This is a genomic window from Longimonas sp. (assembly GCF_046498435.1).
Lineage (GTDB): Bacteria > Bacteroidota > Rhodothermia > Rhodothermales > Salinibacteraceae > Longimonas.
The window spans coordinates 1-4,508 of sequence record NZ_JAWOAR010000272.1; the positions used below are offsets into that span (position 1 = coordinate 1).

The 4,508-nt window shown below is 60.5% G+C and carries 4 protein-coding genes; 1 reads left to right on the plus strand and 3 read right to left on the minus strand.

Annotation, left to right across the window (positions count from 1 at the left end; genetic code table 11):
- The 3 genes from R6U20_RS10575 to R6U20_RS10585 form a co-directional block, all read right to left on the minus strand.
- A partial coding sequence (locus tag R6U20_RS10575; protein ID WP_410337824.1) for a hypothetical protein occupies window positions 1–273 on the minus strand: 273 nt, incomplete at its 3' end.
- A gap of 98 nt (window positions 274–371) precedes the next feature.
- Entirely contained in the window at window positions 372–2,255 is a 1,884-nt protein-coding gene (locus R6U20_RS10580; RefSeq protein ID WP_410337825.1) for an ATP-binding protein, read from the minus strand.
- 36 nt (window positions 2,256–2,291) lie between these two features.
- A complete protein-coding gene (locus R6U20_RS10585) occupies window positions 2,292–3,965 on the minus strand; it encodes a response regulator (protein WP_410337826.1) in 1,674 nt (557 codons plus the stop codon).
- Window positions 3,966–4,293: 328 nt separating this feature from the next.
- Between R6U20_RS10585 and R6U20_RS10590 the strand changes: the two genes are divergently transcribed.
- Window positions 4,294–4,508, plus strand: a 215-nt coding sequence (locus tag R6U20_RS10590; protein WP_410337827.1) for a response regulator, incomplete at its 3' end; no start/stop codon positions are given.

Genomic DNA, 4,508 nt, shown 5'->3' on the forward strand with positions numbered 1-4,508 from the left:
AGATTGTGGTGGTCGATGACGGATCCGGCCACCCACGAAACGCTGAGCGATTTTTTCATTGAGAAGCTCGGATGCGACGGTGGCCCCCGGGTTGACCTGCAGGCCCGGTGGTATATGGACAGTGATGATCTTTCCTACAATACATGCCGGTGTATAGGCCCGGCAGCACCATAAAGCCAACCGTACCCACCAGAATGAGCGCCAGGAACGATCCGACAAAGAGTTGCGGCGGAGTGATCGATCGCCACCATGACCAGACAGCGTTTTGAGCATGTACGAACAGGCTGGCCACAGAAAATTGGGGCATCAGATGAAGGCGAGCGGTAAAAGAGGGAGCGTTCGACGATAAGAAAGAACGGGGCCGTGTTCAACTACGAACTTGGGCGCGGGACTGTGCTGCCAGCCTGCGGAAGGGTGAACGTAAACGTACTGCCCTCTCCGGGCGTCGAATCGACCCAGATACGTCCGCCATGGGCGTGAATGATCTCCTGTGCGATGGCTAACCCCAGTCCAGAGCCGTCTGGCGCCTGGCTGCCGTCAACCTGAACGAACTTGTCAAAAATCTTCGATTGGTACTCGTAGGGGATGCCGGCACCGTGGTCTTCGACCGAAATATGCACCGACCCGCCAATCGGACGCGCCTCTATCTGAATAGGGCTTCCGGGTTCGGAATAGCGGAGTGCATTGGAAAGCAGATTGGTGAGCACCCAGGTTACTTTGTTGAGATCAGCTTTAACATCGGGAAGCTCGTCAGGCACATCCACATCGAAAGAGATGTCCTTTTCGGCAGCTTGCGTCTTGAGGAGCCCAACGGCCTTCTTGGAGATCAACGGGACAGGAACCGCCGCCCGCTCCATCTCCATCCGTCCCGACTCGATCTTCGAGAGGTCGAGCAGGTCATTCACAAGGTCACGAAGCCGATCGACATCTTCGACGGCGGCTTCAAGCAGCTCGCGGTCGCGGCTGTCGAAGTCCGCTTCGTGGCGTTCGTGGAGCAGGCGCACGCTCATGCCAATACTTGTGAGCGGCGTTTTGAGCTCATGAGACGCCGTTGCGACGAAGTCGGACTTCAGGCGGTTCAGCTCTTGGAGGTCTGTGACGTCGCGTAACAACAGAATCGCGGCCAGCATCTCTCCCGACGGGCTGCGCACCGGGTTGACGATGAACTGGAAGTGCCGTGTATCTTCGTTTCGCTCTACCGTGAATATGTCCGTGGGCTGGCTGGGCGTGGCGGGCTCTCCCGACTCGATTGTTTGCTGAATCTGGTCGAAGATGCGCTCGTTCCGAAGGGCTTCGAGCACATGTTGGCCTGCTACCTGCTGGTGGCTCACGCCCAGTGCCCACTCGGCGGTCGGGTTCAGGTTGATGATGGAGTAGTCGCCGTCGACCACCAACAGCCCGTCGTCGATGCTCTGCAGAATCGCTTCGTTCTTCTGCTGCTCGGCAAGGATCTTCTCCACGTTGAGATCCCGATAGTGCCGGAGTTCGGCGGCCATCTCGTTGAACTGATTAGCAAGACTGCCAAGCTCGTCGTTCGCATCCGTATCAACAGACACGTCATAGTCGCCTGCCGCAATCTTCTGTGTTGCCGTCTGCACCTTGCGGATGGGTCGCACAATGCGTCCAGCTAGAATCACGCTAATGACAAGCCCGAGCACCGTGGCGCCCACCCCAATGCCTCCAACCGACCAGATGGCCCATGTCGCCACGCTCTCGGCCCGGTCCGATGCCTCGACCATGGTCTGCTGATTCAGGTCGCGCAGATCGCCTGCCGCACTTCGCACCTCCTGAAAAGCAGGCATCAGGGCATCGTCGTAGGGACGGTCGCCGTACACGCCCGGCTGCTGGAGGAGTGAATCGAACTGGGCCGTGTAGCGGTCGAACGTCGAGTCGATTCGGGCAAGCACGCGGTCCTCACCCGCGATTGTGATGTTGTCCTGGGCACGGGCCAGCCACTGGGAGACCTGATTCTGGTTCGTACGGAATTGGCGCAGGCCCTGCTCGCGGTCTTGCAGATGCAGGAGCACAGCGCTATCCATCCGCTCCAGGCCGTTGATCATGTTCTCGGCGGCAATGATGCTGCGATAGTTCTCGCTCAAGATCGCCTCCGACGCGCTTCCAAGATTCTGAATGTTCATGAGCGCCCACCCCAAGACAAGGCCCAGCAGGAGCAGCACGGTGCCATTAGCCAGAAGAATTTTCGTGCGGACCGTCCGCATCATGAGCAGAAAAACATTGGGGGAAGACAGAAGCACATGCCGGTGTGAACAGAGGGCTGCTCGTGGTACCGATCATCCAATGAGGCGATTCCGAAGGGCCTCCAAGAACGAGGGTGCGGAGGAAGAATGAGCGCCCCGAACGAGAGCAATGGGCACTTCGGTCGATGCGGCCAGGCGTCCGGCGAATGAGTCTGCAGCAGGCTTGGCCCACGACGCCTCCTGCCCGGCCCCGATGCAGATGCGGTCGCAGGCGGAAGCACACCGATGGGCAGTCGCCTGCACATCCTTCGACACAAGGACGCGCCCTTTGTACTGCTCATCAGATAGGCCCGCCCGGTCGGCCACGTCCCACAAGAGACGATGGCCGCGATGCTCCAGGTCGTCCCGGCTTGTGGTGCCGTCGTCGTGCTGGATGGTGAGCAGCGTCAGGCCCGCAACGCCCTGGCTCTGTGCCCACTCTCGGGCGCGGCGCGCTACAAATGGCGCGTCGGGGCTGTCGGTGATGAAGGCTGTCACGTTTGTCACGCCACCGGATTGGGGCGGCGTGGCGCCGGGGCGAAGAAGCGTCGCCTCGCACGACACCGTGCGTAACGCATCGGTCCACCCAGAATCGGCGTCCGACGTGGCTCCATTCGCACCAGGCCATAGGCCTACGAGGTGCTGCACCGATCGCTCGGTAACGGTGTTTTCGACAACGGCAGCCGCTTGGTGGGCAACAACCACAACGGGGTGCACGTGCAGGCGGCTCTCTTCCAGCGTTTCGGCCAATGCCTCCAGCTGCCATGTGGCCTCTTGAATGCGCTTCTGGTGGACCTCCTCGGCTTGTGAAAGAGCAAGTTGCCAGGGGACTTCAACCGTGGTCAGGAGCAGTAACTCGCTACTTGCGTGGGCCCGCGCCGAGTCCGCAGCAAGCGTTGCCAGCGCACGATGGGCCGCCGTTACGCCGTCGGCTACGGATTCATCCAGCACAGCACACACGCGGTGAGGCATGTCGTCCTCGCTCTCAGCGCGCGACGGGGCGGCGCGCACGGACAGGGAAGAATCATCGTCCGAAGGTGAATCTGATGAAGTCAGCAGAGATGCAGGGCGGTCGATTGGAAACGGCGCATCTTCCTGAAGACGGTCGAGCAGAAGCTGGGCCATTGCGGGGTCTCCATCGCGTGCTACTGCTGCTTCCAGATGCTGACGAGCGGCTTCGGTATTGCCTTCCGCTCCTTCCAGTATGCCCAGCATGGTATGGGCAGCCGGGCGCGTCTCGTCTTGGTTGAGCGCCTCGTTCAGGCAGTGGCGGGCGGCTTCGGTGCGCTGATACCGGAGGTGCCATGTTGCCAGTTGCATCCATTCCTCGTATGGCGTTGCATTGGGCGATGCCGACGGCTCACGAATCACCTGGTCGACGAGCGTGCGGAGGGCATCGAGGCTGATGGGCTTGAGGAGCACATCCACCGCCCCACGCCGCATGGCCTGCACGGCGTTTTTGACGGTGCCGTGAGCGGTTACAATAACGACCGGCAGATCGGGATGCTGGCGACGCACATGCTCCAGCGTCTCCATCCCGCTCAGGCCCGGCATGCGAAGATCGAGCAGCATAAGGTCGTAGTCGGTCTTGTCGAGACGGGCAAGCGCCTCGGTCCCATCCGTAGCGATTTCAACGGTGAGGCCCAGGTCTTCGAGAGCCTGGCGCAGCGTAAGGCGAACGTTCTTCTCATCGTCGACGACGAGAACGCGTGCGGAAATGGCGTTCATAGGAGGCTGGGGGAATGGAAAAAACCCATCGGGCCGTGTCGCACTGAGGTAGGGTTCAAACCGAATGCCAGTTTGGGCAGATACGGCTGTAGGTGCGTTAAGGGCCTGTTCCGTTCATCTTAGCAGGAACCATCGTGCAAGATGCACGATACCTGCGCCTCAACCCATGCAAGATGCACGATGCCCAGACTACGGCGACTCGAAATCAGATCCGCGAGTAACACCGTAATGGATGCGACGTACCAGACCAAAACAAGGAGAGCCGTATCTCTCCACCGACAATTTCCGGTACAACGCGCTGTTTTCTGCTACACATCGCTTCCGGCGTATGCCTGATGCTCCCCACGCCCTTGACACCGCGCTCCGCATCCTGGTGGTGGACGATGAGCCGCGTATCCGCACGGCCCTACAGCACTGCCTGGAGCGTGACGGCCACGCGCTGACGTCTGTAGCCAGTGCCGAGGCTGCGCGCAAGGCGATGCACGAAGGGGCCTACCATGTCGTTTTTCTGGATCTGCGGCTGGGTGCGGAATCGGGATTGGA